Raw genomic sequence first — 25,820 nt, forward strand, 5'->3', positions numbered from 1 at the left:
GCTATCGTTTGCGCGTGCGGTTTGGTGAGCGTGTGCGCGCCTTTCATCAACATTCGGTTGCACATCGGGTGTCTTCGTAATACGCGGTTTGTCCTCCTTCTGATGTCCTCGCGCATTGAATGCGTATCCGCGCCACGCGGCATTCAATGTCTCGAACAATGAAGAGGTACACCATGAAAACATCCCTCCGTACACTGCTCGCTCAAACCGCGCTGGTCGTCGCCGGCGCGATCACCGTGACGGCCGCGTCCGCCGCCGAATTCGTGATCGTCGCGCCGAGCGCGCCGCCCGCGCCGCGCTACGAGGCCGCGCCGCCGGCTCGCGTGGGTTATGTCTGGGATCGCGGTCACTGGAACTGGGAGCATGGCCGCTACGTATGGGCCGGCGGTCATTGGGAAGCGGAACGCGTGGGTCATCGGTGGGTGCCGGGCGAATGGGTCGGACACGGCGCGCAATATCGCTGGGTGCCGGCTCACTGGGCATGAGGCGGGAGCGCGCGATGAAACGACTCCTGCTCGTCCTCATGACTGTTTTGCTCGCCGATGCGCTCGCCGGTTGCATCGTTGTCCCCGAGCACCCTTACGCGTATCGGCCGGCGCACGTCTACGTGTACTGACGGCCTATTTTTGCGGCGCCTCGTCCTGCGTTCCGGCGGGCGCCTTTTCTCCGCCCTCGGGCACTTCCGGCGACGGCGCGAGCTTTTCCAGCGGCGTCATATACCGTTCCGACAACGCTTCGTAGAGCGGCGGCGCGAAGAGGCGCGACACGCGGCTCGAAATCAGCGCCGTCGCCATCAGCGAGATCACGAGCGCGTGGCCGTCGATCATCTCCATCACGATGACGAACGCGGTGATCGGCGACTGCGTGACGGCCGCGAGATAGCCGACCATCCCGAGCGCGATCAGCATCGGCAGCGACATGCGCGGGAAGAGCGTGTGCAGCACGTTGCCGAAGCCCGCGCCGATCGACAGCGACGGCGCGAAAATGCCGCCCGGAATGCCGGGCAGATACGAGCCGATCATCGAGATCATCTTCAGGAGCGGATAGAACATCGACAGTTGCTCGTGCCCTTCGAGCAGACCGCGCGCCTCGGCATAACCGCTGCCGAAGGTCGTGCCGCCCGCCAGCAACCCGACAATGGCGATGATGAAGCCGCACAGCGCCGCGAACACGACCGGCCGCGACGCATGGAGATGTCGCAGCGACACGGGAATCCATTTGCTCGTGTTGAGCAGCAGCCAGCAGAAGACGCCGCCCGCGATGCCGGTGACGATGCCCGTCACGATGATCGCCACGAGGAAGAAGCGCGGGAACAGCGCGCCGGCCTGGATGGTGCCGAAGTACGTGTAGTTGCCGCTTAGGCCTAGCGCGATGACGCCCGCGATGATGATGCCCGTGATGAGCACGCCGCTTGCGCGCGCTTCGAAGCTGCGCGTGAGTTCCTCGATCGCGAACACGATGCCCGCGAGCGGTGTATTGAACGCCGCCGACAGCCCGGCCGCCGCGCCCGCGAGCACGAGTTGCCGTTCGATCAGCGAATTGGAGCGCGGGTAGAAGCGCCGCATGTTGAACATCAGCGCCGCGCCGATCTGCACGGTGGGACCTTCGCGGCCAATCGTCAGTCCGCCGACGATCGCGACGAACGACACGGCGATCTTCGCGACGAGAATGCGCAAGGTGAGCAGCCGTCCGCCCGCCGCCGCTGTCGGCCCATGCAGCACGGCGATGACCTGAGGGATGCCGCTGCCTTCGGAGCCACGGAAGAAACGTCGCGTGACGAAGACGCAGAGTGCGGCGGCGGCCGGCGTGATCGCGAGCGGCAGCCAGGGATGTTCGCTGCGGACAGCGGAGAAGAGCGCGAAGCCCCAGTCGATCAGCCGCGCGTAGTAGACGGCGACGAGCCCGACGAGGATCGCACCGAGCCAGAAGATGCCATAGCGTCGCCACAGGCCGCGTGTGCGTCGTGCGGTGATGGCCGAGAGGGAACGCAGCGCGCGGATCATGCGATGTCCGTCGGCAATACGGCGCGTGTGGGGTGTGCAGCGGGGTCTGAAAAAAAGAACAGGCGCGAGGCTTTCGCCGGGCGCCCAAGAAACGCTCCCGCCATAAGCAGGAGCGGAGAGGAGAAGTGAGCTGTCAGCTCAGCCCGCAGAACGAGCCTCACGAACAGCATTACCTGCTCAGAGCAGGCCCGCGCGGGAAAGTTCAATCGATCTGAAATTTTTTTGTAGGTCCGGTGTGCGAAACCGGGCGCATCGAATCAGGCGGTAAGCACTTCGAAAGCGAGCACCGCGACGACGGCGCCCACGTTCGCGATGACAGCCTCGAAAAGCACGCCGCGCCACGTCGAAGGACGGAATTTCACCGCGAGCAGCAGTGCCGTCAAAAGCGCGATGGCGATCATCGCGACGAGATGAGCACTCTGCAGATGAATGCGCATGGCGGCCTCCATTCTCGGGTTCGCGGCATTCGTTTCCGCGAACCGTTTTTGTCGAACTTGTTTCGAGTATAGGCACCGGCAAATTTACTGGAAAGCGGACAAAAAAGTCATTTTGCCGCCAGCTTGCCGACTGCCATCGAGTGTTAATTTAAATACTCGTTGATTCAGGGAATTTTCTTTTCAGGCTAGGTACAAACCCCGTATGTGCGCGAGGCCGTTGTGGCGGCGCGCCGAAACCGCAAGTCCGTGGAGCATTCGCCAGATGACTTCCCCGACGACACGTTCTCTCGAAGTCGATTTCTTTCGAGGAATCGTGCTGCTCATTATCGCGGTGGACCATATAACGGGAAGTGTGCTGTCCCGCTTTACGCTGCATCAATATGCTTTCTGCGATTCCGCAGAAGTATTCGTGTTTCTTGGCGGTTATGCGTCGGCGGCGGCTTATACGGCGCTTGCGACTCGCCGTAGCGATTCAGCCGCGCGCCGACGCTTTTTCAAACGCAGTTGGGAAATCTACCGCGCCTATTTGTTCACGGCGTTCCTGATGTTGATCGGCGGCGCGCTTCTGATGGCGCTCAAGGTCGACACGCCGATGGTCCAGTACACCGAATGGCCGAACTTTCTCATGAGACCGTTCGGGCTGACCGTCGATATCGCGTTGCTGCGTCAGCAGCCGTATCTTTCCGCGGTGCTCCCGATGTACTCGGTGTTCGCGCTCGCCGTGCCGGTGATCGTCCCGCTGGCGCAGAAAAAGCCGGTTATCGCGATGTTCGGCAGCCTGCTCGTGTGGCTCGCGGCCATGCCGCTCTTGCGCTTTCTGCCGGGCACCTACGGCGAAGCGTGGTCGTTCAACCCGTTCGCCTGGCAACTGATGTTCATGACCGGCATTCTTTCGCGCGTCCAGCCGATCAGCGATGAATTTCACGCCGGCCGCGCCGCGCGCTGGCTGACCGCGGGCGCGATCGCCATCGCGCTGACTTTCGCGTTCTACAAGCTCTTCCTCGAAACCCAGGCGCCGCCGGGATACATGAAGCAGAACCTCGCGACACTGCGCATCGTGAGTTTCGCGGCGATCGCGTGGATCGTCGCGCGCGGGGTGTATGCGGGATGGATCGGCAGGCTCGCGCGCAAGCTGCCCGGCATCGTGACGATCGGCCAGCAAGGGCTCGTGTGCTTCATCGCGGGAACGTGCGTATCGCTCGTGCTGGATTCGGCGCTTCGCGCGATGGGCGTGCTCGGGCTCGGGCGCTATCCGTCGCACTGGATTCTGGGGCTCATCGCCGATGGCATCGCCATCGTCAGTCTGCTGACGCTCGCGCGCTTCTGGGCCGACCGCAAGGCGGCGAAAGCGGCGCGCGCGAAGGGCGTCGAGCGGCCGGCGCCGCGCATCCCGGTCATCGAGGGCAGGCCGGTGCCTGCCCATGTCACGAACCAGCGCGACCGCTAGCTCATTCCAGCGTGATGCTGCGAGTCTCGCGCATGCACAGCACCGCGATGAGGCTCACCGCCGCCGCCGCCGACACGTAGCCGCCCACCCACGTCAAACCGCCGCGATTGGCGAGCAGTTGCGCGATGTACGGCGCGACCGACGCACCCAGAATCCCGCCCAGGTTGTACGCGACGCCCGCGCCCGTGTAGCGCACGTTGGTCGGGAACAGTTCGGGCAGGAGCGCGCCCATCGGCGCGAAGGTCACGCCCATCAGGAACAGTTCGATGGTGAGGAAGAGCGCGACATGGATCGTGTCGCCGCTGCCGAGAAGCGGGGCCATCGCGAAGCCGGACAGAATCGCCAGCAGGCAGCCGACGATCAGCACGGGCTTGCGGCCGAAGCGGTCGCTCGCGATCGCGGAAATCGGCGTGGCGATCGCCATGAACAGCACGGCGAAGCACAGCAGTCCGAGAAACGTCTCGCGGGCGAAATGCAGCTTGGCGACGCCATAGGACAGCGAGAACACCGTCGAGATGTAGAAGAGCGTGTAGCAGACGACCATCGCGAACGCGCCGAGCAGCGTCGGCACGAGATGGCTGGAAAGCAGCGTCGCGACCGGCACCTTCACGCGCTCGTCGCGTTCGACGGCCGCGCGAAACGCCGGCGTCTCCGCGATCTTCAGGCGCACATAGAGGCCGAGCGCGACCAGCACGGCGCTCACGATGAACGGCACGCGCCAGCCCCAGCTGCGGAACTGCTCGTCGGAGAGCGACAGCGCGAGACCGAAGAAGAGGCCGTTCGACGCGAGGAAGCCGATCGACGGTCCGAGCTGCGGAAACATGCCGAAGAGACCGCGCTTGCCTTTGGGCGCATATTCGGTCGCGAGCAGCGCGGCGCCGCCCCATTCGCCGCCGAGACCGATGCCCTGCCCGAAGCGCAGGACGCACAGGAGGATCGGCGCGAGGCTGCCGATCGAATCGTAGCCGGGCACGAAGCCGATGAGCGTCGTCGAGACGCCCATCACGAGCAGGGAAGCGACGAGCGTCGATTTGCGGCCGATCCGGTCGCCGAAGTGACCGAAGATGAACGAGCCGATCGGCCGCGCAAAGAACGCGATGCCGAACGTGACGAATGCGGAGAGCGCCTGTGCGGCGGGCGAGTCGTGCGGAAAGAACACCGGTCCGATGACGAGCGCGGCGGCGGTCGCATAGACATAGAAATCGTAGAACTCGATCGCGGTGCCGATGAAGCTCGCGAAAATGACGCGAGAAGCGCTTTGGGATCCGTCGCCGGGCTTGGCGGCGGAAAGCGAGGGTGAGGACATATCGTCTCCGTTGTCGTGTTGCCTTGGTGCGGAGCATTGTCGCGCGCATCGCCGGGCAAGAGCGATCGAAATGACGAGCGATATCGTCGCTCGCTGCGCGTCAGCTTTCTGTAGGGATTGCACTGCGATGGCTGTAAAGCCGGGGTTGACGGCGCGCGTGAGTGGCGCGCGGTGTCGCGGCGCAGTTCGACTGCGCTCAGGCGCTTCGCGCAGCGCGCGGGATGGGCGCGAGGCGAAGGCCGCGCCGGAAGCGGGTCCGGCAGGGGTGCAAAAAATTATAACGAGCGTGCGGGTAGGACGCCAATCAATCGATGGTCGTCGCCTGCGGCGAGTGCGAGGTCTGCAACTGGAACTGGCCGTTGTCGTTGAACATCCAGCCTTCGAAAAGCTCCAGCTGACCTTTGCCGTTCAGAAGACGCGCGGGCGGCGCGGGCAGCGGCGATGCGCGGCGCAGCGAGGCGAGCGCGGTGGCTTCGGCTTCGTCGTCGCCATTGGTGCGATACACGGACGAATCGACGACCCGTCCGCCGCGATCCACCGTGAACGACACGAGCACGAAAGAGCGCAGCATGGCCTGCGGCGTGCCCTTCAGCACGAGCGACGGATTGCGCTCGAAAATGCGCTGGGCGATGTGTGCCTTGTATTCGTCGAGCGTCGGACCGGACACGGCGGGCGCGGCAGCGCGCGTGGCCACGACGCTGGGTGGCGGTGTGATCGTGCAGGCGCTCATCGCGAGCGCGCCGATAAGCGCAACGGCGATCGAGCAGGAACGTGACGCGGACATCGCAGGTGATGGCGAGATTGGCGTTACTTCAATGGTAGTCGCTGCGGAGGCGGGTGGCGGAACGAATGCGTGCGCTACCGCGCGCTCGGGCGCGGGACTTGCTGCTGATGCTGTCATTCGAAAGCACTCCAGGAGGGCGCCATGAATACCCAAACGAATGGTCCGGACGACGGCAAGAGCACCGATCACAGCGACAACGAGAAAAGCAAGTTGCCGGATCGCGATGACGAAAATCGCAAGCAAGGCCCGAACGACAGGCCGGGCAAGCAGTCGGGAGAAGGCGAGGCGCCGGTCGGTTGAGCCGTTGCGCCGTTCGGCACGTGAGCGGCATCGGCGAGGCGGTGCTACTGTAGATAGGGGATGTCCCCGGTTTTCGGGAGAGAGCCATGTCACGCAAGAACCATCCTGCACCGTCGGGCGCGCCTGCACGGCAACAACAACCGGCTGCCGCGGCGCATTCGAAGAGCGAATCGAAACGCGCCGCGCCTAAACCGGACGCGGCCAAGGCAGAGCCGGTTCCGCATGTTCGGCCGCCCGTCAGATCCGACGACAACTGAGGCGCGCCGGTTCGCTCGTCAGTCGGTGTATGGCTTGACGAGTTCGGCGCAGCGTATCGGCGCGGCGGCGCGGACTGTTCCGGTTTCCGCCGCGCGCGTTTCCACGCAGCGATAGAGGCTATTGGTTTTCTGAAGCACGTAGGTGTCTTCGGGAAGGCCGGTGCTGCGTGCGGCGACGCTCGTCACCGCAGCGATCCCATAACCGTTTTGAATCAGGTCGAAGAGAGTTGCTTCGGTTGGGCGCCATTGCGCGTTCGGCTGAGGCTGGGCATGCGCCGGCAGGCTTACGGCGGCGACGCAGCCGAAGAGGATGGGCAGGATGCGGCCTGGCTTCATGGGCGGTTCTCCGCGTTATTGATCGATGAGGCGGTTAGATGGCGTTCGGGCCATTGTGTTCACATCGATTTTGTTTGAAGCGGGGATGCTTCGCGCTGAACCGGCAAAAAAAGAGCCTCGCTCGATGCGAGGCCAAAACCCTTCCATACCCATCGATACCCCCTTCGACCGAGATGGGGAACTCGGGAAAAGGAGGCAGGGCGAAGATACACGGCTCGTTGTGCACGGAGTAGGCGGATTGTCTTAATTTGAGAATGGCGCATTGCTGAATTTTCGGGGCGTATCGTTAATAATAAGGATATCGAAGCGAAAATCAGCTAGCGGAAACTTGTTGGGAAGCTTTACCGCCGCCTAATCAGCCCCTTTAAAAGAATGTGTCTTTCTGTGCGAGGATAAACGCTCAACAGCTTAGTCATGCTACCAATACCCTCCCTCGCACAGAGAGAGGCAGAAATTGATCCAGGAGATCCGGCTGACGAACCGGTCGCTGACATTGCGTCGTCGGCGCGACGTTCATTTCACAAGCAGGGCCGAAGAGCGGCGCGCCGAAAAAGCCGGGCGAGAGTTTCTCGCTGGCTCGTTCGATTGGATGCGCGATCAGGCTTTCATGTCGAAGCTGAAAGCGCTGCTCAGCATTGACGAGACCGACCCCGCGAATGTGCGTTGGAAGGTGCAACGCGCCTTCGAGTTGGGCGAGGTCGTGACGATTCCGGACCGACCGAGCAGCGGACTGCGAGGCGGACGCGATGCCGATGCCCTCAGGCCGCGCTCGGCGACTTTCACCCCGTCGCAGCTTTTCAAGGGCGCGCCGCGCATAACGCGCACAGGCTCATACTATGACCGCCCGGTTCAACCGCGACTTTTCGCGGACGATTGCATGGCGGCTTGGCTCGCCAAGCCCGGCGACTTGCTACGCGATGGCGGTGGCGACACGGTGCTGGACAGTTTGGGCAACTCAGGCAAGGGCGGCTTGTCGCTCGGTGACGCGCAGCCGTTCGAGTACGTGCCGGACGATTTGAGCGGCAATACGATGGATCTAGCCGCGAGCACAAACAACCCGAAGTACGCAGCAAAAATGCTCGGGTACGACTCGAAAAAGTTCGGCGATATTCTTCACGACTTTAAACCCGACAATGGTCTTGGACCAGCTGATAACGTTATCTGGCATGACAACGGCGATGTCTATTTTGATGGCAATTTCGTTGCCAACTTTCACGACTGGGCTAACTGACAGGATGATCTTCGATGAGTGAGCATCAACTTGCGCACGTGACTTTTCATGTTATGGGCGACTCAGTAACGCCTGCATTCTGGACCGACTATTTTGGCGTTGAGCCAGACACAGCGATTACCAAAGGCGACTACTTCATCACGCCTTCGGGCCGACCCAGCCGCACGCCGGGACGAGTCGGTCTATGGGGTATCGGAAGCAAGGCTTCTATTCGAAGCGATCAACTCGAACCGCACCTTCGCTATCTTGCCGAACGCCTACACCTATCCCGGTCGGGACTTCGCGAATTGCTGGAGCGCCAACAAGTGAAGGTGCGGTTCTGGTGTTACTGGGACAACGAGTCTGGCGATCGTGTTCCGGACGTACCGGAAGATATTCGCGCGATGGTGGATGCGATCGGTGGAACCATCGAGATTGACGAATACCGATAGGCAGCGGTAAAGATCGGCGGGCGTCGTCGAACGCTCTCTGATGCGCTGCAGGCCGAGGTGTCGCGCCGCTAGCGCAGTGCGGCCGAGGTGCGGGCAGCCCACGCCACGATCACTCCCTCGCGCGCGTGGTGTACTCGCGAAATTTGAATTGACGGGCCTTCCCGAGGTTCGGCGTCGACGCGATTACGTCTTGGGCGGTTCGATCAGCGCAGCCAGCATGCGAATCTAGAGCGCCATGTTGAGGAACCGGCCGGGTCATCCGGGAATGAACTTCGTGCGCTTGATCTATCGGCTCGGCATGTTCTTTTCTACGTCCGCCAGGCGGCGGGAATCGGTTTGTTTCCCGCCGAGTTGCGAGAGCGCTGTCTGGAACTCGTTGGAAGCGCAGCAATACGGGCGGCCACAGTGCGTGCATCGACGGCGGCCGTTGGCCAGGCGTTTGTGCGCTTGAGCGCAGAGCTTTATCCGGCGGGCGTTTCGGGGATTGTTTCAGACGGAAGGGGACAAGCGGGGATAGGGGGTCTGGCGGAGGCGGTGAGATTCGAACTCACGGAAGGATCGCTCCTTCGCCGGTTTTCAAGACCGGTGCCTTAAACCGCTCGGCCACACCTCCAGCAAGGCGCGTATTGTAGCGCAACTCATCGTCGCGGAGAAACGCTCATCCTTCGAGCGATTTGGTCGCCTTGAGCGCGGGAAAAAGCCGCATCCACAAAACAGCGACGACGATCGTGCCGATCCCGCCGATCAGCACCGCCGGCACCGCGCCGAACAATCCCGCCGTCATCCCCGATTCGAACTCGCCGAGCTGATTCGACGTCCCGATGAACAGCGAATTGATTGCGCCGACGCGCCCGCGCATTTCATCGGGCGTCTGCAACTGCACGAGCGACATGCGCACGACGACGCTGATCACATCCGACGCCCCCAGCACCGCGAGCGCAACGAGCGACACATAGATATTGCGCGACAGCCCGAACACGATGGTCGCGATGCCGAAGGCGATCACGCCGCCGAACAGCGCATTGCCCGCGCGCTGCCGCAACGGAAAATGCGCGAGCCAGATCGATCCGGCGAGCGCGCCGACAGCGGGCGCCGCGCGCAGAATCCCGAGTCCCCACGGCCCGGTGTGCAGAATGTCGCGCGCGTACACCGGCAGAAGCGCGGTCGCGCCGCCGAGCAGCACCGCGAAGAGATCGAGCGACAGCGCGCCGAGAATCACTGGCTTGCTGCGGATGAAGCCGATGCCCGAAAAGAGCGCCTCGATGGACAACGGCGCGCGCATGCGCACCGCTTCGTCGATTTTGATCGCGGCCACCGCGCACGCCGCGACGAGAAACGCGACCGTCACCGCGCCGTACACCGTCAGCGCGCCGAGCCCGTAGAGCACGCCGCCCATCGCGGGACCGAGGATTTGCGCGGTCTGGTTCGCGGAAGTCGACCACGCGCTCGCATGCTGCAACTGATTGCGTGCGACGAGGTTCGGCAGAAGCGCGGCCATCGACGGCGATTCGAACGCGCGCGCCGCGCCGGTAATGGCGGCGATCGCGTAGATCGGCGCGACATCGTGCCAGCCGTGCCATGCGCCCAGACACAGCACGAGCGCGGCGACGCCTTCGATCGTCTGACACACGAACGCGATCGTGCGCCTGTCGTAACGATCCGCGACGTGCCCGACGACCAGCGTCAGCACGAACATCGGCAGGAATTGCGCAAGGCCGACGAGACCGAGCGCGTAAGCGCTATGCGTGATCGAATAGACCTGCCATCCGATCGCGACCGACATCATCTGAAACGCCACCGACGACATCACCCGCGCGGTCCAGAAAAGCGCAAACGGGCGATGCCGCATCACCGAGTCTCGCGCCATCGTCGGCGCGCTCAATTTTGCGGATCCTTCAGGAACAGCTCCTGCAAATCGTTGAGAAAGCGCTGGCCGAGCTCGGTCGGCGCAATGCGCTCGATATCGCGCGTGATGAGGCCGCGCTTCTCCGCTTCGACGAGCGCGGGCTCGATCGCGGACAGCGACAAGCCCGTGCGCTCCACGAACGAATGCACCGGAAAGCCTTCGACGAGGCGCAGCGTGTTCAGCATGAATTCGAACGGCAGATCGCGCGGGCCGACATCGCGCTCTTCCTGAATCGCCGTCTCGGCAGGCGAGAGCGCCTGATCCATATACGTCGCCGGATGCTTGAAGCGCGCCTGCCGCAGGATCTTCGATGGAAACGACAGCTTCGTATGCGCGCCTGCGCCGATGCCGAGATAGTCGCCGAAGCGCCAGTAATTCAGATTGTGCCGGCTCTGCCGATGCGGCTTCGCATACGCCGACACTTCGTAGCGCCCGTAGCCGGCTTCACGCGTGCGTTCGTGAATCCAGTCCTGCATGTCGGCGGAGGCGTCGTCGTCGGGCAGGGCGGGCGGATATTTGGCGAAGAGCGTGTTCGGCTCCATCGTCAGGTGATACAGCGACAGATGCGGCGGCGCGAAGGAAATGGCCGTGTCGATGTCATGCCGGCATTCGTCGAGCGATTGCTGCGGCAGCGCGAACATCAGATCGAGATTGAAGTTGTCGAAGTGCTTCGCGGCGATCTCGACGGCTTTGCGCGCTTGCGTCGCGTCGTGGATGCGGCCGAGCGCCTTCAGATGCGCTTCGTTGAAACTCTGGATTCCGATCGACAGACGGTTCACGCCGCTCGCGCGAAACGATGCGAATTTCGCGGCTTCGAACGTGCCGGGATTGGCTTCGAGCGTGATCTCGGCATCGGCGTCGATGGGCAGCAACGCGCGCGCATCGGAGAGAAGCCGGTCCAGACCTTTGGCCGACAAGAGCGATGGCGTGCCGCCGCCGATGAAGATCGTATGCACCTGCCGTCCCCACACGAGCGGCAACGCGCTTTCGAGATCGGCGCGCAAGGCGTCGAGATAGCGTTCCTCGGGGAACGTGTCGTCCTTCGATTCATGCGAATTGAAGTCGCAATAAGGGCATTTGCGCACGCACCACGGGAAATGCACGTACAGCGAGAGCGGCGGCAACGACGTCAGTCGGATGCTTCCCGGCGACGTGAAAGCCTGCACCACGTTGATGGTCTTGGGTCCGGCGCTCACGCGAGTTCCTTCAGTCGTTGCAGCAGATCGCGCAGCGCGAGCGCGCGATGGCTCAGCGCGTTCTTGCGCGCCGGATCGAGCTCGGCGGCGCTCGCGTTGAGCGTCGGCAGGAAGAAGTGCGGATCGTAGCCGAAGCCGTTCGCGCCGCGCGGAACGTCGATCACTTCGCCATGCCAGCGTCCTTCCGCGATGAGCGGCTCGGGATCGTCCGCGTGACGCACGAGCACGAGCACGCAGAAGTAGTACGCGCGACGATCGGTTGCACCGGCGAGATCGGCGACGAGGCGCGCGTTGTTTGCGGCATCGCTTTTCTCGCCGCCGTCCATCGACGCATAGCGCGCCGAATACACCCCCGGCGCGCCGTTCAGCGCGCGCACGCAAAGGCCGGAGTCGTCGGCGAGCGCGGGCAGTCCGGTGAGCGTCGACGCATGTCGCGCCTTCGCCAGCGCATTCTCGACGAAGGTCTCATGCGGCTCGGGCGCTTCGGGCACGCCGAGCTCGCCTTGCGCGATCAGTTCGATGCCCGCCGCATCCAAGAGCGATGCGAATTCGCGCAGCTTGCCCGCGTTGTTCGACGCGAGCACCACGCGGCCCAGACCCAATGCGTCAGACACCGTGAATCCCCAATGCTTCCTTCTGCTTCAGGATCAGCGCCTTGATGCCGCTGTCGGCGAGCGCGATCAGCTCGTTCATCTCGTCGCGCGTGAAGGGCGCGCCCTCCGCCGTGCCCTGCACTTCGACGAAGCCGCCCGCGCCCGTCATCACGACGTTCATGTCGGTGTCGCATTGGGAGTCTTCGTCGTAGTCGAGATCGAGCACGGGCGAGCCTTCGAAGATGCCGACCGAGATCGCCGCGACGAATTCCTTGACCGGCGTCTTCGCGATCTTGCCCGCCGCGAGCAGTTTGCCGATGGCGTCGTGCGCGGCGACGAACGCGCCCGTGATGCTCGCCGTGCGCGTGCCGCCGTCGGCCTGGATCACATCGCAATCGATATGCAGCGTGCGCGCGCCGAGCGCGTTCAGGTCGAACACCGAACGCAGCGCGCGGCCGATCAGCCGCTGGATTTCCTGCGTGCGGCCGGTCTGCTTGCCGCGCGCGGCTTCGCGGTCGCTGCGCGTATGCGTGGCGCGCGGCAGCATGCCGTATTCGGCGGTGAGCCAGCCTTGCTCGCGTCCGCGCAAAAACTCGGGCACGCGCTCGGCGACGCTCGCCGTGCAGATCACCTTGGTATCGCCGAATTCGACGAGCACCGAGCCTTCCGCGTGCTTCGTGTAATTGCGCGTGATGCGCACGTCGCGCAACTGATTCGCGCGGCGGCCGCTCGGGCGCGGGGGAGAAGGCTTGAGCAAGGGAGAGTCGGTCATGGGTCGAGTTCGAGAGAATTGGACGGGAATACCCGGCGGAACCCGACGATTTTATCGTCATTCACCATCGGGCGTCGGTCGCGCACCCGGCGTCTGGGCGGGCTTCGCGCCAAAAATGGGATAATGCGGATTCTTCGCCCGGCAGCCAACGCGTGCCAATCCCAAAGCACTTTCGAGAGCGCCGGGCGTATCGTTGAATCGGCCTTCGCAATGAAGGCGCACATCGCGAGACGTACCATGATCTACAGCATGACAGGCTATGCCAGCGCGACGCGCGAAGTCGTCGCGAATGGCGCGGGACCCAATGGCGCGGGCGGTTCGGGCGTCGGTGTATCGGTGGAATTGCGCACGGTGAATTCGCGCTTTCTCGACCTGAATTTCCGTATGCCCGAAGACGTGCGCGCGACCGAGCCGCAATTGCGCGAAATGCTGATGACGAAGCTCTCGCGCGGCAAGGTCGATATCCGCATCAACCTGAATCGCGTCGAGCAGACCGCGAACGCGGGCGCGCTCAATCGCGAGGCGCTCACGCAGCTCGCCACGCTCGAACGCGCCGTGCTCGATGTCTTCGACGGCGCCGAGCGCATGCGCACCGGCGAAATCCTGCGCTGGCCCGGCGTGCTCGCGGAAAGCGCGGTGTCGCAGGAAACGCTGCGCGAAGCGGTGCTCGCGTGCGGCAAGCAGGCGATCGCCGATCTCATCGAAGTGCGCGCGCGTGAAGGCGCGGCGCTCGGCCGTGTGCTCATCGACAACGTGACGGAGATGGAAGCGATCGTCGCGCGCATCACGCCGCTCGTGCCGGAGCTCATCGCGAAGCATCAGCAGAAGATCGTCGAGCGGCTTCAGGACGCGCTCGGCATCGCGACCACCGAAGGCGGCGCGACGGTCACGACGAACGTGCCGCGCGAGGAAATCGCCGAACGCATCCGTCAGGAAGTGACGATGTACGGCATCCGCATCGATATCGCGGAAGAATTGCAGCGCCTCACCGCGCATCTCGCCGAGACGCGCCACGTGCTGCAAAAGGGCGGCAAGGTCGGCAAGCGGCTCGACTTCATGATGCAGGAGCTGAACCGCGAGGCGAACACGCTCGGCTCGAAGGCGGCCGCGAAGGAACTCGCGGACGCATCGATGACGCTCAAGCTGCTCATCGAGCAAATGCGCGAGCAAGTACAGAATCTGGAGTAACGCACCATCATGCCGAATACCACGCACCGCTCGCATAGTCATTATACGGGCATCTATCCGGGCAATCTGTTCATGGTCGTCGCGCCCTCGGGCGCGGGCAAGTCCACGCTCGTGAACGCACTGCTCGCCGAGGACCGGGACATTCTCCTGTCGGTTTCGTACACGACGCGCGAGGCGCGTTCGAAGGAAACCAACGGCGTGCAATATCACTTCGTGTCCGTCGACGAATTCATGGAGCGGCGCGAAAAGGGCGAGTTTCTCGAAAGCGCCGAGGTTCATGGCAACTACTACGCGACGTCGAAGCTGTGGATCGCGGACCAGATGAAGCAGGGCCACGACGTGCTGCTCGAAATCGACTGGCAGGGCGCGCAGCAGGTGAAGAAGCAGTTCCGCAACGCAGTGGAGATTTTCATTCTGCCGCCGTCGCTCGATGCGCTCGAAGACCGCCTCAAGAAACGCGGCCAGGATTCCGAAAAGGTGATCGTGCGACGCCTGCTCGCGGCCGGCAGCGAGATGGCGCATGCGTCGGAAGCGGAGTATGTCGTCATCAACGAGAACTTCGATCGAGCGCTCAACGAACTGCGCTGTCTCGTCGCCGCGACGCGCCTGCGCTTCACGTCGCAATACGCGCGCAACACGCAGCTTTTCGTGGACCTCGGCATCCACTCGACGCCGCAAGCATGACGCACTGCAGTGGCCGGGTCGTTCGGTCACATAAGGTAGAATAAAACCCATATTGAGAAGGAAACAAACATGGCCCGCATCACCGTCGAAGACTGCCTGAAACAAATCCCGAATCGCTTCGAGCTCGCGCTTGCGGCAACGTATCGCGCGCGCCAGCTCGCGCAGGGCCACACGCCGAAAATCGAGAGCCGCGACAAGCCGACCGTCGTCGCGCTGCGCGAGATCGCCGCCGGCCAGGTTGGCATCGAAATGTTGAAGAAGGTGCCCGTCTAAGGGCTGCCGTATCGCCCGGTCTTTTTGCAACCGACAACCCAGCGCGTCACACCACCACGGAGGGGAAGATGAGTCAGACACCGTTGCCCATCTCCGCCGCCGTGGACCCCGACCTCGAAATCGATCAGGATTCCCTGCTCGATGCCGACAAGCCGCATGCGGCGCGCAAATACATCGACGCGGTCCTCGAACAGTCCTTCCGCCATCTGTTCGGCCCGACCGCCACGCCGGAGCAGCCGCGCAAGCACGACGTCGTTTCCATCGCGAAACTGACGAACGGGCTCGCGAGCTACATCACTCCGGAAGAGATCAAGGAAGTCAAGGCGGCTTTCCACTTCAGCGACGAAGCGCACCTCGGGCAGTATCGTCAGAGCGGTGAGCCGTACATCACGCATCCGGTCGCGGTCGCGGAAATCTGCGCGGGCTGGAAGCTCGACGCCCAATCGATCATGGCGGCCTTGCTGCACGACGTGATCGAAGATCAGGGCGTGACCAAGACCGAGATCGCGGAGCGCTTCGGCGCGAAGGTCGCGGAACTGGTCGACGGTTTGTCCAAACTGGACAAGATGGAATTCCGCAATCGCGAAGAAGCGCAGGCGGAAAACTTCCGCAAGATGCTGCTCGCGATGGCGCGCGACGTGCGCGTCATTCTCGTCAAGCTCGCCGACCGGCTGCACAACATGCGCACGCTCGGCGCGGTGCCGCCGGAGAAGCGCCGGCGCGTGGCGCGCGAGACGCTGGATATCTACGCGCCCATCGCGCATCGGCTCGGGCTGAACAATACGTATCGCGAGCTGCAGGACCTGTCGTTCGCGAACTTCAATCCGAACCGGTACGCCACGCTCGAAAAAGCGGTGAAGGCCGCGCGCGGGAACCGGCGCGAAGTGGTCGGCAAGATTCTCGAAGCGGTGCAACGCACCATCGCGGATGCCAAGATCAATGCGGAAGTCACCGGCCGCGAGAAAACGATCTACAGCATCTACAAGAAGATGCGCGACAAGCAGTTGTCGTTCTCGCAGGTGCTCGACGTCTACGGCTTTCGCGTCGTCGTCGAGAGCGCGCTGGAATGCTATACGTGCATCGGCGCGCTGCACGCGCTTTACAAGCCCGTGCCGGGCAAGTTCAAGGACTACATCGCCATTCCGAAGGTGAACGGCTATCAGTCCCTGCATACCACGCTCGTCGGTCCGTTCGGCGCGCCGATCGAGTTCCAGATCCGCACGCGCAAGATGCACGAGATCGCCGAGGCCGGCGTCGCGGCGCACTGGCTATACAAGAATGGCGGCGCGGACCTGAACGATGTCCAGAAGCGCGCGCATCAATGGCTCAAATCGCTGCTCGATATTCAAAGCGAAGCAGGCGATTCGAGCGAATTCCTCGAACACGTCAAGATCGATCTGTTCCCGGACGCGGTCTATGTATTCACGCCGAAGTCGAAGATCATGCCGCTGCCACGCGGCGCGACCGCGCTCGACTTCGCGTATTCGATCCACAGCGACCTCGGCAATCAATGCGTCGCGGTGAAGATCAACAACGAGCTCCTGCCGCTGCGCACGGAGCTGAAGAGCGGCGATATCGTCGAAGTGATCACCGCGCCGTATTCGAAGCCGAATCCCGCGTGGCTCGGCTTCGTGCGCACCGGCAAGGCGCGCTCGGCGATCCGCCATTACCTGAAGACGATGCGTCTGAACGAGTCCGTTCAACTCGGCGAGCGGCTCGTCGATCAGAGTCTCAAGGGCTACGGGCTCGCGCTGTCGGACGTCACGCCGGAAGTCTGGGAAAGACTCGTGCAGTGGACCGGCAACAAGACGCGGCAGGAAATTTTCGCGGATATCGGTCTCGGCCGTCGCGTGGCCGCGGTGATGGCCAAGCGCATCGAGGTGTTGATGAACGGCATCGCAGATGACGACGAGCATCCGCGCGAGCATCACAACACCAATACCGCGCCGCCGGTGGTCATCACGGGCACGGAAGGCATGTCGGTGCAATTGTCGCCGTGCTGCCGGCCGATTCCCGGCGACGACATCATGGGCTATATCGGCATCGGCCTCGGCATGGCGATTCACACGACCGAATGCCGCGTCGCGCAACGGATTCATCGGCGCGATCCGGGCCGCTGGATCGATGTCGCGTGGGCGCCGCAGCCGGGACGTCTCTTCGATGTCGCCGTGAAGGTGCTCGTGAAAAACACGAAGGGCGTGTTCGCGCGCGTCGCGGCGGATATCACATCGGCGGACGCGAACATCGTGCATATCGCGATGGACGAAGACGTGTCGCAGGAAGCGAAGCTCTTGCGCTTCGTGATCCAGGTGAGCGATCGTGTGCACCTGGCGAATGTCATGCGCCGCGTGCGCACCAATCCGGACGTGATGCGCATCGCGCGCGAGCGTCCGAGCGACGAACCGCATCACCGCAATCAGGACGGCGGCATGCGCATCGACCGCGAGCGCGCCGACTACTGACGCGGCGTGGTATGCGGCGTGCATGCCTGTCGTCGATCGACGAACAGGAGAACGCGCCGCAATGAACACTTCCGATCTCGAAGGCGCCACGCTCGACTACTGGGTCGCGCGCGGACTGCACGAATTCATCCGAGAGATTCACTTCACCGACAGCGGAGAGACGCTCTCCATACGCGGCAACGACCGCGGCAAGCCCTGGGACGGACGTTTCCTGCCGTCGACCTCGTGGGAGGCGGCAGCGGTCGTTCTGGAGCGTGCCTGCAAGCTCGAGATGCACGATCACGGGCGCGGCGAGGTAGTCTGCACCGTGAGCTTCGGCAAGGACGGCCAGCCGATGGAAGGGCGGGGCGCGTCGCTGCGGATCGCATTGCTGCGCGCCTTCGTGCGGCACACATTCGGCGATAACGTCGATGATGAGTTCCCGCGCCGATCGCAGACCTTGCTCGGTGCGCGCGCGGAGGCGATCGGGGAGTCGAGCGCGGTGGCGTCGGTGGAGGACGTGCCGAGGCCGGAATTGCACATCGGCGATATCGGCTCGGTGCCGCGTCAATAGACGACGCTTCAGGGCCGCCGGAAACAAAAAGGGCCTTCCGTATGGAAGGCCCTTCGAAAGATGGCGCGGCTGGCAGGATTCGAACCCACGACCCCTTGGTTCGTAGCCAAGTACTCTATCCAACTGAGCTACAGCCGCACGCAAAACGGTACTGCTTATACAGCACTGCGCTTCTGGTTAAGCGCTTGATCTTTTCATCGAGCGGCGCGACCGCCGGGCGTGAAAACATCAGAATAGGTGGCGCGGCTGGCAGGATTCGAACCCACGACCCCTTGGTTCGTAGCCAAGTACTCTATCCAACTGAGCTACAGCCGCACGCAGAAGCGGAATTATAGCCAAGTCCATTCCGAAAAGGAAGGGGTTTTGGCCAGACTATCGAATTTTCCATCAGAAAGCGTTCGACGAAAGGGGCTTCCGGCGTGGTAAGTTGGTATCTGGCACGCAAGTACCCCACGCAATCGGACTTCACTCGGCATCGACCCGCATCATGAACAAGGCATTTGTCAAAGAGTCGGATGACACCGACGACGACCTCGAGCTCGGCCATCCCGATGTCCCGGCCGGCACGAAGAATTACATCACGCCGGCGGGCCACAAGCGGCTGCGTGACGAACTTCTGCAGCTTCTGGATACGGAGCGCCCAGAAGTGGTCAAGCTCGTCTCCTGGGCCGCTTCCAACGGGGATCGCTCGGAGAACGGCGACTATATCTACGGTAAGCGGCGGCTGCGCGAAATCGACCGCCGTATCCGCTTTCTGACGAAGCGCCTGGATCTCGCGGAAGTGGTGGACAGCAGCAAGCAGGAGAACGTCGATCAGGTGTTCTTCGGCGCGACGGTGGACTACGCGGGCGAAGACGGCGATACGAAGACGGTGACCATCGTCGGCGTGGACGAGGTGAATCTGGACATCGGCTACGTGAGCTGGATTTCGCCGGTCGCGCGGGCGCTGTTGAAGGCGAAGACCGGCGACACGGTCGCGCTGCATACGCCGGCGGGCGTGCAGCAGATCGACATTCTGGACGTGCGCTATCCGGACTGATCGAACGTCGCCGTACAGACGAAAAAAAGCCGCTCCGAAGAGCGGCTTTTCTACAACAAGACTGCCTGTAAAGCTTAGAAACGGTGACGCATGCCGACCGTCGCCGAAACCTGGTTGCCGTTCGACGACATGCCCACACCGTTGATCACCGCACCGAACGGCAGGCCTTCCTGGTCGGTCATGTGCTGGTATTCGCCTTGCAGGTACACGTCGGTACGCTTCGACAGCGCGTACGCCGTTTGCAGGCTGAACTGGTGGAACTTCGGCTTTTCGCCGTCGATACGGCTGTCGGTGTAGGTGTAAGCACCCGCGAGCGACAGAGCCGGCGTCAGGTTGTAACGGCCGTTGACTTCGTAGTTGGTGAAGCGAACGTGGCCGTCGGTCAGGTTGATCGAACCAGCGCCTTGCGAGCCGACGTTGGTGATCGACGAAGCGTTGTCCAGCATCGTTTGGGTGAACACGAAGCCGACGGTTGCCGCGCCGAACGCGTAGTTCACGCCGCCGCCGAAGATGCGCTGACGGCCAGCGACGAACGGCGTGTTGTCGGTCGTGATCGCGCCGTTGACGTTGTTCGTCGGCGAGCCGACGTTGTTCAGTTGCATGTACGCGGCCGCAACGTTCAACGGACCGTAGTTGTACGATGCGCCGACGCTGTAAGCGCGGTTATCCGCAAAGCCGCCTGCCTCGTTCGAGAAGCCGTACATCGCGCCCAGCTTGAAGCCGGCGTAGTTCGCGCTCGTGTACTTGACCGAGTTGTTGACGCGGAACGTGTTGTCGAGGTTGTCGTTGTCGAACGGGTGGGCGAACTGCGTGCCGCCGTATTGCGTGCCCGTCAGAGCGAGAGGCCCGAGGAAGTCGACCACGGAGTCATATTGACGGCCGAGGGTCACGGCGCCGAACTGGTTGCTCGACAGACCGACGAATGCCTGACGGCCGAACTCGCGACCACCTTGGCCATTCGTGCCGTTCATGATGTTGAAGCCGTTCTCCAACGTGAAGATCGCCTTCAGGCCGCCGCCGAGGTCTTCCGAACCACGCAGGCCCCAACGGCTGCCGTTGACGGAACCGCTCGTCGCCTTCCAGTTGCTATGGCCTTGCTGGTTGTTCGTGTAGGTGATGCCGGCATCGATCAGGCCGTACAGCGTGACGCTGCTTTGCGCGTGAGCGGCGGTAGCAAAAACGCCCGACAGGGCGGCGACCACGAGAGTCTTTTTCATCTTTGTAACTCCGAGAGCAGATTGGGCCGGGGACCCAGGCTTTGAGGGAAACCTCGCTCCGGCGCGCTGCGAGAGGCGCGGGCGGAGGAGCAATGCGCCGGCGATGCGACACATTTGTTTCCGGACCAGACGAAGTGTAAAGACGGTGTTACAGGCAGGGCGTTCCAATTTCCGCAATAAACCATTGTTGATGTGACAATGATCGTCTCAACGTATATTTTTCTTTATATACAATGATTTATCTGGGAATAAACTCGTAAGGGCAGTGGTGTCAACCAAATGACGTTGCGCATGCGCGACATGATTCGCGTTGAAAATTTCAGAAAATCGATTGTTGAGATTTCTGAAACAGAAGTTTGCGGCTTTTGCAGGTAATTAATGCGGGCCGTATCGCTATACTGTCATTTCTGCTTTCCGAAGCAGACTTTTTCGTTGACGGAAAAAGATCTCCAAACTTTGTCAGCGCGACTTCCCGGTCGCGCTTTTTTTTGCCCCGTCGCGTTACCGCGTCTGGGCGCCTTCGGCCGCCACGAGGTCGCCGTCGAGCGGCGTCGCCCAGTCCTCCATCACGTAGTGCCGTGCATCCATGGGCGATGAGAGAAGGTTCTGCCAGTGATCGCCATGCCAGGCGCGATCGAAAGCGAGCGATGAAGCACTCTCAGTCGTCGGCGTGATCGATGGCGCGGCGAACGATTTCAACCAATGCGTGAAGCGATTGAGCGGAGTCATCGTTGGTTGCCCTCCATTACATTTAAGTCGTAGCTTAGTTTCCATGTTGCTTAATGGTGGAGGATCGGGCAAGACGAGTAAACACTTACGATTCGGATAATCTTGTTTCAGTTTGATTGAATATCCTTCGTGTGCGTCGATATATTGTCCGGGGTTCATTCGAACGTAACCTGACTGTAGATGTTTCCAGTAGTTCGGATCAGATTTACCTTTGAAAGTCGGGCGACAAAGTCGATTATCTTTTAACGAAAATTAAAATCCGTAGATAGGCGCAACGCGCCATCCCGCGAGACAACGCCGGCCGTTCGCCGCGCGGAGCCTGCGGTTGCGGGCCTGCGCCGTCGCCGCCTGCGATGCCGATGCGCCCGGACATGATCGAGTCACCGAGGCACGTGACCGAACACTCTGTTAATTCGGGAATTCTATTACGGGTTATCCGCTATTGCGATAAGAATAAATCAGCAGAGGCTGAATAATAGAAAGACAAAAGATCAGATTCAGCACAGCTCCGTCGCGCTGAATTCTTTGGGCGCCTGGAGATAATCCAAACCAGCCGCCATCCGCGACTTCCGTGACCAAAGTCCTCGATCCGACGCTGCGTTAGAATGGGCAATCCAGCCAACGTTCCACACCGACGCTCACCGCGCCGCCTTCGCCGTCCACGATGCATCCTGATCTGTCCGCAAACCTTGTCTTTCCATCCGAGCGCATCGTATTCGTCGATCTCGAAACGACCGGCGCCACGTTCGGCGTGGACCGCATCACCGAGATCGGCATCGTGGAGGCGGGGCCGTCGGGCATCTCGCAATGGTCATCGCTCGTCAACCCGCAAAAGCCGATTCCTGCGTTCGTCCAGCAATTGACGGGCATCACCGACGCGATGGTGCGCGATGCCCCGACGTTCGAACAACTCGCATCCGGTTTGCTCGAACGGTTGAACGGCCGGCTCTTCGTCGCGCATAACGCGCACTTCGACCACGGCTTCCTCAAAGGCGAATTCAGGCGCATGGGCCTTCGCTTCGCGCCGGACGTGCTCTGCACCGTGCAGCTTTCCCGCGCGATCTATCCGGCGGAAAGCCGTCACGGCCTCGATGCACTCGTCGAGCGCCACGCGCTCGTGCCTTCGGCGCGACATCGGGCGCTGGCCGACGCCGACCTGCTATGGCAGTTCTGGCAACACCTGCATCGCGCAAACACGCAGGATGTCATGCGCGCGCACCTCGAACGCGTGACGCGCCGATTCCAACTCGCGGCGCACATCGACGAAGACACGATCGAGCAGATCGTCGCGGGCTGCGGCGTCTACATGTTCTATGGCGACGACGACACGCCGCTCTATGCGGGCCGAAGCGTGCGCTTGCGTCAGCGCGTGCGCTCGCATCTCGTCGGCCCGCGACGTTCGGCGAAAGATCTGCGTCTGGCGGCGCTCGTGCGCCGCCTCGAATGGAGAGCGACGGGCGGCGAAATCGGCGCGCTGCTGGCCGAGGCGCAATGGATAGCGAGCGCGCGTCCGGCGCACAATCGCGCGCCGAAGTCGCGTCCGGGGGATGCCCGCGGCGCGCCGTGGCCTTACGCGGGCGCGATCGCGATCGAAGAGCGCGATGAGGCATCCGGGCAACGCGCGTGGCATGTCATCGACAACTGGTGCTATCTCGGCACCGCCAGCGCGCTGGGGCAGGCCGGCGCGCTGCACGCGAGCGCCGAGTCACCCGCGTTCGAATTGTCGACCTATCGCATTTTGAGCGAGCGTCTCGCGCGCGGACTCGCCGTGACACCCATCGCCTGCGGAACGGTTGCGTCCACGGTCTGAGGCGCGATCAGCCGACCGCGCCCACGCCGCCCGACGCGCACACGTGCGAGAGCGCGTGCATGAGTGGCGCGTTCATCGACGAGTTGTAGCGTGTCAAATGCTTCCAGCGCGCGATGCTTTCGGCGAGCCGCACTGGACAGTCCTCCGCATGACGAATCGGTTCGACATGTGCAAGCGCCGACACGAGCGACTGCGTGAGCCGATCGAGCTTCGGCCGCGTGTCCTTCGCGAGATCGGGCGGCGATCCTTCCGGCGCCGCCTTCAGCGCACGCCAGTTGGCAAAGAGCGCGTTCTGCACATCCTTGCTGGCTTCGATCTGATCGCGGAAGAACTGCCTCGCGAATTCAGGATCGACTTGCGCGGCCGACGCCTTTTCTTCGACATGCTTGAGCAACGCCTCTTCGCGCGGCGCGTCGGTGATCGGCTCCTGATGCGCCCACTTCCAGCGCGCGACGGGTTCCGCGAGCGCGAGCCGTTGCGACACGAGTGCGATGAGGTTGGTGAACGGCGTATCGTCGCCGTCCGCGTGCACGGATGAGGGCGCGGCGAGCGCGAGCACGCAGGCGAAAGCGGCGGAGGCGAGGAGGGATGAGTTCGATCGGCGGCGCATCGGTATCCGGGCAAAAGCGCCAGAATAGCGCACCGCCCTCAAATCTGAACGACAGCAGCCAATTGATGGAAGACGAATCGACGAGGCGAGCCGCACTGCACGACTCGCCCGAATGCGGTCATGAACGAGGGGCGCGACGCGTCCTGGCCTGAGCCATGTCCGGACCGGACGGTCCGAGTGCGCCGCGCGCAGCGGGCGTCGTTCTCACGACGACGGCGTGATCCAGTATCTCCGCCTATTTGGACTGCGCCGAGTTGCGCTGTTCGTCGAAGAACGCGCGCACATGCTCGGGCAGCTCCGTCGCGAGAAACTCGACGCCAACCGGTTCCGGATCCGGACAGTGCACTGTGTCGGGCGTCGGGATTTTGGTCGGTTTTGCGTCCATGATTTCTCTCCTCAATGACTACAACAATTGCGCCAACTTGGCCGATGCAGCTTTTGCGCCGCCACATGCAGCCGAAATACCAAATACGGTTCTCTCTATAGATGCGTTATCGGATCGCGAAAGCTTCGGCTTGAGTCCATTCGCGCGATTCGATGTTCAACGCATGATCGTTCGTGTTTCGGACCGGTCAATATCGGTAATTGCTTGCCGGTGCTTACTTGCTGCAAAAAGTACAGTTTTTACGGCAGCCCCGAGAGCCCACCCAGCATGGCTCGGCGCGAAGCACAGCCGTTGCGTACTTAAACTGTAGCTTTTCCTCTATGGATATAACGATACCGGGAAACCAGCGTTGACGCTTGATGGTGCGGAGCGGAAAATGGCTCGTTGTTGTACGAAAGCGCACATATAAGGCGAATCAGGTGCGCGGAGCGGCGGCTCGTGAAATCGGTGAAGCCGATTTCGGCTGGCATCGCAATCCCGTGTACGAACTCGACGTTCGTTGCAAAAAGCGCGAAACCCGTTGCTCGCGTTCCACAGGATCGACCCAAAAGCAAAAACCCGCGATCACTTGCGTAATCGCGGGTTTTTTGATGCTGCCTGAATCTTGTGGTGCCGGAAAGAGGAATCGAACCCCCGACCTTCGCATTACGAATGCGCTGCTCTACCGTCTGAGCTATTCCGGCATCAGAGAAACAAGATTATAGCGACCACATTCTCGTTTTGGCAATACCCTGAATCAATTTTTCTTTTCGAGGTGGTAGCGGGTCACACGATCCACTTCGCTCTTCGAGCCGAGGAACACGGCCACGCGCTGATGCAGACTCGTCGGAACGATATCGAGGATGCGTTGCTCACCGTTGGTCGCGGCGCCGCCGGCCTGCTCGACGATGAACGACATCGGGTTCGCTTCGTACATCAGGCGCAGCTTGCCGGGCTTCGACGGATCGCGCTTATCGGCCGGATACATGAAGATGCCGCCGCGATTCAGGATCCGATGCACATCCGCGACCATCGACGCGATCCAGCGCATGTTGAAGTCTTCCTTGCGCGCGCCGTCCTTGCCGGCGTTCAGCTCGTCGATATAGCGCTGCACCGGCTCGTACCAGTGACGCACGTTCGACGCGTTGATCGCGTATTCGCGCGTTTCGTCCGGGATCGTCATGTCGCGCTGCGTGAGCACCCACGAGCCGAGTTCGCGGTCGAGCGTGAAGCAGTTCACGCCGTGGCCCGTCGTCAGCACGAGCACCGTCTGCGGGCCATAAACGGCGTAGCCCGCCGCGACCTGCTGCGATCCCGGCTGCATGAACGCGGCTTCGCTCGGCTCGACGCCGTCCGGGCAACTCAGCACCGAAAAGATCGTGCCGATCGACACGTTGACGTCGATGTTCGACGAGCCATCGAGCGGATCGAACGTCAGCAGGTAATTGCCCTTCGGATAGCGATTCGGAATCGGGAAGATCTTTTCCATTTCTTCCGATGCCATCGCGGCCAGGTTGCCGCCCCACTCATTGGCTTCGAGCAGGATTTCGTTCGAGAGCACGTCGAGTTTTTTCTGCACTTCGCCCTGAACGTTCTCGCTGCCGGCTGAGCCGAGCGCTTCGCCGAGCGCGCCCTTGCTCACGTGATAGCTGATCTGCTTGCACGCGCGCGCAACGACTTCGATGAGCAGACGGAGATCGGCCGGCAGGTTCTGGTGTTCACGCTGCTGTTCGATGAGGTACTTCGACAGCGTGGTGCGGCTGGAGATGGAGGACATGCTAGGGCTCCGTGAGCGTTAGACGAATATTCACGATTCTAACCGCTCGACCCGGCCACCCCATGTGACAGCGACCGCCGCGCCAAAACTTCACGCGGCGGTCGCAAAACAGCCT

26 protein-coding genes and 4 tRNA genes are annotated in these 25,820 nt (G+C 62.3%); 12 read left to right on the forward strand and 18 right to left on the reverse strand.

What is annotated here, in order from left to right; translation table 11 throughout:
* Nucleotides 1-173: 173 nt before the first annotated feature.
* A complete protein-coding gene (locus QCE73_RS03590; RefSeq protein ID WP_035505458.1) occupies nt 174-485 on the forward strand; it encodes a YXWGXW repeat-containing protein in 312 nt (103 codons plus the stop codon).
* A gap of 135 nt (nt 486-620) precedes the next feature.
* Here QCE73_RS03590 and QCE73_RS03595 read toward each other — a convergent pair whose 3' ends face one another.
* Together QCE73_RS03595 and QCE73_RS03600 are read right to left on the reverse strand one after the other, a co-directional pair.
* Nucleotides 621-2,003: a chloride channel protein gene (locus QCE73_RS03595; protein WP_051627056.1), complete on the reverse strand. Its 1,383-nt coding sequence runs from the start codon at nt 2,001-2,003 to the stop codon at nt 621-623.
* Nucleotides 2,004-2,260: 257 nt separating this feature from the next.
* The gene (locus QCE73_RS03600) at nt 2,261-2,440 is read right to left on the reverse strand and encodes a hypothetical protein (protein ID WP_035505462.1); all 180 of its coding nucleotides are present in this window, start codon (nt 2,438-2,440) and stop codon (nt 2,261-2,263) included.
* Nucleotides 2,441-2,702: 262 nt separating this feature from the next.
* On the opposite strand from QCE73_RS03600, the gene QCE73_RS03605 reads away from it, so the two are divergent.
* On the forward strand, nt 2,703-3,887 hold the full coding sequence (locus QCE73_RS03605) for an OpgC domain-containing protein (RefSeq protein ID WP_309879814.1): 1,185 nt from the start codon (nt 2,703-2,705) through the stop codon (nt 3,885-3,887).
* Between the two features lies 1 nt (nt 3,888).
* Here QCE73_RS03605 and QCE73_RS03610 read toward each other — a convergent pair whose 3' ends face one another.
* Together QCE73_RS03610 and QCE73_RS03615 are read right to left on the reverse strand one after the other, a co-directional pair.
* Nucleotides 3,889-5,193: an MFS transporter gene (locus tag QCE73_RS03610; RefSeq protein ID WP_309879815.1), complete on the reverse strand. Its 1,305-nt coding sequence runs from the start codon at nt 5,191-5,193 to the stop codon at nt 3,889-3,891.
* A 304-nt stretch (nt 5,194-5,497) separates the two neighbouring features.
* Entirely contained in the window at nt 5,498-5,977 is a 480-nt protein-coding gene (locus QCE73_RS03615; protein ID WP_309879816.1) for a TonB family protein, read from the reverse strand.
* A 141-nt stretch (nt 5,978-6,118) separates the two neighbouring features.
* On the opposite strand from QCE73_RS03615, the gene QCE73_RS03620 reads away from it, so the two are divergent.
* The gene (locus QCE73_RS03620) at nt 6,119-6,277 is read left to right on the forward strand and encodes a hypothetical protein (protein WP_309879817.1); all 159 of its coding nucleotides are present in this window, start codon (nt 6,119-6,121) and stop codon (nt 6,275-6,277) included.
* A 275-nt stretch (nt 6,278-6,552) separates the two neighbouring features.
* Here the strand turns inward: QCE73_RS03620 and QCE73_RS03625 are convergent, their stop codons facing one another.
* Complete coding sequence (locus tag QCE73_RS03625) at nt 6,553-6,870, reverse strand: hypothetical protein (RefSeq protein WP_309879819.1); 318 nt, start codon at nt 6,868-6,870, stop codon at nt 6,553-6,555.
* A gap of 454 nt (nt 6,871-7,324) precedes the next feature.
* Here QCE73_RS03625 and QCE73_RS03630 point away from each other — a divergent pair, with 454 nt between their 5' ends.
* Together QCE73_RS03630 and QCE73_RS03635 are read left to right on the forward strand one after the other, a co-directional pair.
* Nucleotides 7,325-8,101 (forward strand): hypothetical protein, encoded by a 777-nt coding sequence (locus QCE73_RS03630; protein ID WP_309879820.1) that lies wholly within the window; start codon nt 7,325-7,327, stop codon nt 8,099-8,101.
* A gap of 14 nt (nt 8,102-8,115) precedes the next feature.
* Nucleotides 8,116-8,532, forward strand: a complete 417-nt coding sequence (locus QCE73_RS03635) for a DUF4279 domain-containing protein (protein ID WP_309879822.1) — start codon at nt 8,116-8,118, stop codon at nt 8,530-8,532.
* 523 nt (nt 8,533-9,055) lie between these two features.
* On the opposite strand, the gene QCE73_RS03640 is transcribed toward QCE73_RS03635, so the two are convergent.
* The 5 genes from QCE73_RS03640 to rph form a co-directional block, all read right to left on the reverse strand.
* Nucleotides 9,056-9,145 (reverse strand) — tRNA-Ser (locus QCE73_RS03640).
* 45 nt (nt 9,146-9,190) lie between these two features.
* Entirely contained in the window at nt 9,191-10,399 is a 1,209-nt protein-coding gene (locus QCE73_RS03645) for an MFS transporter (protein WP_309881901.1), read from the reverse strand.
* Between the two features lie 11 nt (nt 10,400-10,410).
* Nucleotides 10,411-11,634 (reverse strand): radical SAM family heme chaperone HemW, encoded by a 1,224-nt coding sequence (gene hemW / locus QCE73_RS03650; protein ID WP_035505302.1) that lies wholly within the window; start codon nt 11,632-11,634, stop codon nt 10,411-10,413.
* Nucleotides 11,631-12,248, reverse strand: a complete 618-nt coding sequence (gene rdgB / locus QCE73_RS03655) for an RdgB/HAM1 family non-canonical purine NTP pyrophosphatase (RefSeq protein WP_309879824.1) — start codon at nt 12,246-12,248, stop codon at nt 11,631-11,633. Before rdgB ends, hemW begins: the two co-directional genes overlap by 4 nt.
* Nucleotides 12,241-12,999, reverse strand: a complete 759-nt coding sequence (gene rph / locus QCE73_RS03660) for a ribonuclease PH (RefSeq protein ID WP_035505306.1) — start codon at nt 12,997-12,999, stop codon at nt 12,241-12,243. Before rph ends, rdgB begins: the two co-directional genes overlap by 8 nt.
* 237 nt (nt 13,000-13,236) lie before the next feature.
* On the opposite strand from rph, the gene QCE73_RS03665 reads away from it, so the two are divergent.
* From QCE73_RS03665 to QCE73_RS03685, 5 genes are all read left to right on the forward strand, one after another.
* Nucleotides 13,237-14,187, forward strand: coding sequence for a YicC/YloC family endoribonuclease (locus QCE73_RS03665; RefSeq protein ID WP_035505469.1), 951 nt, complete (start codon nt 13,237-13,239; stop codon nt 14,185-14,187).
* Nucleotides 14,188-14,196: 9 nt separating this feature from the next.
* Entirely contained in the window at nt 14,197-14,871 is a 675-nt protein-coding gene (gene gmk, locus QCE73_RS03670; RefSeq protein WP_035505308.1) for a guanylate kinase, read from the forward strand.
* 69 nt (nt 14,872-14,940) lie between these two features.
* Nucleotides 14,941-15,144: a DNA-directed RNA polymerase subunit omega gene (gene rpoZ / locus QCE73_RS03675; RefSeq protein WP_006999799.1), complete on the forward strand. Its 204-nt coding sequence runs from the start codon at nt 14,941-14,943 to the stop codon at nt 15,142-15,144.
* Nucleotides 15,145-15,212: 68 nt separating this feature from the next.
* Nucleotides 15,213-17,606, forward strand: a complete 2,394-nt coding sequence (locus QCE73_RS03680) for a bifunctional (p)ppGpp synthetase/guanosine-3',5'-bis(diphosphate) 3'-pyrophosphohydrolase (RefSeq protein WP_035505310.1) — start codon at nt 15,213-15,215, stop codon at nt 17,604-17,606.
* Nucleotides 17,607-17,667: 61 nt separating this feature from the next.
* Nucleotides 17,668-18,159 carry a phage protein NinX family protein gene (locus tag QCE73_RS03685; protein ID WP_309879826.1) on the forward strand — a complete coding sequence of 164 codons (492 nt, stop codon included), beginning with the start codon at nt 17,668-17,670 and terminating at the stop codon, nt 18,157-18,159.
* Nucleotides 18,160-18,220: 61 nt separating this feature from the next.
* On the opposite strand, the gene QCE73_RS03690 is transcribed toward QCE73_RS03685, so the two are convergent.
* Both QCE73_RS03690 and QCE73_RS03695 read right to left on the reverse strand, forming a co-directional pair.
* Nucleotides 18,221-18,297: transfer RNA gene (locus QCE73_RS03690), tRNA-Arg, on the reverse strand.
* Nucleotides 18,298-18,397: 100 nt separating this feature from the next.
* A tRNA-Arg gene (locus tag QCE73_RS03695) sits at nt 18,398-18,474 on the reverse strand.
* Between the two features lie 172 nt (nt 18,475-18,646).
* Between QCE73_RS03695 and greB the strand changes: the two genes are divergently transcribed.
* On the forward strand, nt 18,647-19,198 hold the full coding sequence (gene greB, locus QCE73_RS03700; protein ID WP_035505314.1) for a transcription elongation factor GreB: 552 nt from the start codon (nt 18,647-18,649) through the stop codon (nt 19,196-19,198).
* A 74-nt stretch (nt 19,199-19,272) separates the two neighbouring features.
* Here greB and QCE73_RS03705 read toward each other — a convergent pair whose 3' ends face one another.
* Both QCE73_RS03705 and QCE73_RS03710 read right to left on the reverse strand, forming a co-directional pair.
* Entirely contained in the window at nt 19,273-20,415 is a 1,143-nt protein-coding gene (locus tag QCE73_RS03705; RefSeq protein ID WP_035505317.1) for a porin, read from the reverse strand.
* A 501-nt stretch (nt 20,416-20,916) separates the two neighbouring features.
* Nucleotides 20,917-21,144, reverse strand: a complete 228-nt coding sequence (locus tag QCE73_RS03710; RefSeq protein WP_309879828.1) for a hypothetical protein — start codon at nt 21,142-21,144, stop codon at nt 20,917-20,919.
* A 664-nt stretch (nt 21,145-21,808) separates the two neighbouring features.
* Here QCE73_RS03710 and QCE73_RS03715 point away from each other — a divergent pair.
* The gene (locus QCE73_RS03715; RefSeq protein WP_309879830.1) at nt 21,809-22,954 is read left to right on the forward strand and encodes an exonuclease domain-containing protein; all 1,146 of its coding nucleotides are present in this window, start codon (nt 21,809-21,811) and stop codon (nt 22,952-22,954) included.
* 7 nt (nt 22,955-22,961) lie between these two features.
* Here the strand turns inward: QCE73_RS03715 and QCE73_RS03720 are convergent, their stop codons facing one another.
* The 4 genes from QCE73_RS03720 to QCE73_RS03735 form a co-directional block, all read right to left on the reverse strand.
* Nucleotides 22,962-23,564, reverse strand: coding sequence for a chorismate mutase (locus tag QCE73_RS03720; protein WP_309879831.1), 603 nt, complete (start codon nt 23,562-23,564; stop codon nt 22,962-22,964).
* Nucleotides 23,565-23,799: 235 nt separating this feature from the next.
* Nucleotides 23,800-23,949 carry a hypothetical protein gene (locus tag QCE73_RS03725; protein WP_035505326.1) on the reverse strand — a complete coding sequence of 50 codons (150 nt, stop codon included), beginning with the start codon at nt 23,947-23,949 and terminating at the stop codon, nt 23,800-23,802.
* Nucleotides 23,950-24,556: 607 nt separating this feature from the next.
* Nucleotides 24,557-24,632, reverse strand: a tRNA-Thr gene (locus tag QCE73_RS03730).
* Between the two features lie 53 nt (nt 24,633-24,685).
* Entirely contained in the window at nt 24,686-25,705 is a 1,020-nt protein-coding gene (locus tag QCE73_RS03735) for a class 1 fructose-bisphosphatase (RefSeq protein ID WP_035505328.1), read from the reverse strand.
* Nucleotides 25,706-25,820: the final 115 nt, after the last annotated feature.

It is taken from the genome of Caballeronia sp. LZ029 (assembly GCF_031451275.1).
Taxonomy (GTDB): Bacteria; Pseudomonadota; Gammaproteobacteria; order Burkholderiales; family Burkholderiaceae; genus Caballeronia; species Caballeronia jiangsuensis.

Excerpts from the sequence above, each read along its gene's own strand:
- QCE73_RS03645 (WP_309881901.1), bottom strand. The coding sequence starts at position 10,399 with ATGGCGCGAGACTCGGTGATGCGGCATCGCCCGTTTGCGCTTTTCTGG.
- QCE73_RS03595 (WP_051627056.1), bottom strand. The coding sequence starts at position 2,003 with ATGATCCGCGCGCTGCGTTCCCTCTCGGCCATCACCGCACGACGCACA.
- QCE73_RS03720 (WP_309879831.1), bottom strand. The coding sequence starts at position 23,564 with ATGCGCCGCCGATCGAACTCATCCCTCCTCGCCTCCGCCGCTTTCGCC.
- QCE73_RS03680 (WP_035505310.1), top strand. The coding sequence starts at position 15,213 with ATGAGTCAGACACCGTTGCCCATCTCCGCCGCCGTGGACCCCGACCTC.
- QCE73_RS03685 (WP_309879826.1), top strand. The coding sequence starts at position 17,668 with ATGAACACTTCCGATCTCGAAGGCGCCACGCTCGACTACTGGGTCGCG.
- QCE73_RS03620 (WP_309879817.1), top strand. The coding sequence starts at position 6,119 with ATGAATACCCAAACGAATGGTCCGGACGACGGCAAGAGCACCGATCAC.
- QCE73_RS03590 (WP_035505458.1), top strand. The coding sequence starts at position 174 with ATGAAAACATCCCTCCGTACACTGCTCGCTCAAACCGCGCTGGTCGTC.
- greB (WP_035505314.1), top strand. The coding sequence starts at position 18,647 with ATGAACAAGGCATTTGTCAAAGAGTCGGATGACACCGACGACGACCTC.
- QCE73_RS03710 (WP_309879828.1), bottom strand. The coding sequence starts at position 21,144 with ATGACTCCGCTCAATCGCTTCACGCATTGGTTGAAATCGTTCGCCGCG.
- gmk (WP_035505308.1), top strand. The coding sequence starts at position 14,197 with ATGCCGAATACCACGCACCGCTCGCATAGTCATTATACGGGCATCTAT.
- QCE73_RS03725 (WP_035505326.1), bottom strand. The coding sequence starts at position 23,949 with ATGGACGCAAAACCGACCAAAATCCCGACGCCCGACACAGTGCACTGT.
- QCE73_RS03605 (WP_309879814.1), top strand. The coding sequence starts at position 2,703 with ATGACTTCCCCGACGACACGTTCTCTCGAAGTCGATTTCTTTCGAGGA.
- QCE73_RS03625 (WP_309879819.1), bottom strand. The coding sequence starts at position 6,870 with ATGAAGCCAGGCCGCATCCTGCCCATCCTCTTCGGCTGCGTCGCCGCC.
- QCE73_RS03600 (WP_035505462.1), bottom strand. The coding sequence starts at position 2,440 with ATGCGCATTCATCTGCAGAGTGCTCATCTCGTCGCGATGATCGCCATC.
- QCE73_RS03735 (WP_035505328.1), bottom strand. The coding sequence starts at position 25,705 with ATGTCCTCCATCTCCAGCCGCACCACGCTGTCGAAGTACCTCATCGAA.
- QCE73_RS03610 (WP_309879815.1), bottom strand. The coding sequence starts at position 5,193 with ATGTCCTCACCCTCGCTTTCCGCCGCCAAGCCCGGCGACGGATCCCAA.
- QCE73_RS03665 (WP_035505469.1), top strand. The coding sequence starts at position 13,237 with ATGATCTACAGCATGACAGGCTATGCCAGCGCGACGCGCGAAGTCGTC.
- rph (WP_035505306.1), bottom strand. The coding sequence starts at position 12,999 with ATGACCGACTCTCCCTTGCTCAAGCCTTCTCCCCCGCGCCCGAGCGGC.
- QCE73_RS03615 (WP_309879816.1), bottom strand. The coding sequence starts at position 5,977 with ATGTCCGCGTCACGTTCCTGCTCGATCGCCGTTGCGCTTATCGGCGCG.
- QCE73_RS03635 (WP_309879822.1), top strand. The coding sequence starts at position 8,116 with ATGAGTGAGCATCAACTTGCGCACGTGACTTTTCATGTTATGGGCGAC.
- rpoZ (WP_006999799.1), top strand. The coding sequence starts at position 14,941 with ATGGCCCGCATCACCGTCGAAGACTGCCTGAAACAAATCCCGAATCGC.
- QCE73_RS03705 (WP_035505317.1), bottom strand. The coding sequence starts at position 20,415 with ATGAAAAAGACTCTCGTGGTCGCCGCCCTGTCGGGCGTTTTTGCTACC.
- QCE73_RS03715 (WP_309879830.1), top strand. The coding sequence starts at position 21,809 with ATGCATCCTGATCTGTCCGCAAACCTTGTCTTTCCATCCGAGCGCATC.